Source organism: Streptomyces sp. WAC04114 (assembly GCF_019733245.1).
Lineage (GTDB): Bacteria > Actinomycetota > Actinomycetes > Streptomycetales > Streptomycetaceae > Streptomyces > Streptomyces massasporeus_A.
Window position 1 is genome coordinate 1 of sequence record NZ_JAIGQA010000429.1, and the last position, 475, is coordinate 475.

General features: G+C 73.1%; 1 protein-coding gene. It reads left to right on the plus strand.

Features of this window, described 5'->3' with window-relative positions:
• Nucleotides 1-475 (plus strand): IclR family transcriptional regulator C-terminal domain-containing protein (locus K4G64_RS39620; RefSeq protein WP_308122621.1); only part of this gene is annotated, 475 nt, incomplete at both ends.

Below are 475 nucleotides of genomic sequence, written 5' to 3' on the forward strand. Positions count from 1 at the left end.
TGGTGGGCGCGCTCACCGAGTGGGGCGCCCTGGAGCGGGACGAGTCCGGCGTCTACCACGTCGGGCTACGGCTGTGGGAGCTCGCCGCCCTGGCCCCGCGCGGCCTCGCCCTGCGGCAGATCGCGCTGCCGTACCTGGAGGACCTGTACGAGGCGACGCACGAGAACGTGCAACTGGCCGTGCGGGACGGGCGGGACGTCGTCTACACCGAGTGGCTGTCAGGGCGGTCGGCGGTAGGTGTGCACATCCGCGTCGGCGCCCGCTGGCCGCTGCACGCCACCGGGGTCGGACTCGCCCTGCTGGCCCATGGCGACCCGGTCTTCCAGAAGGAGTACTGCGAGGGCGACCTGGCGTCCTTCACCCCGTACACGATCACCGACCCGGAGCGGCTGCGCCGGGTGCTGGCCGATGTGCGCAGGTCGGGGATGGCGGTGAGCGACCGTCAGGTCACGGAGGACGCCCTGTCGGTGGCCGC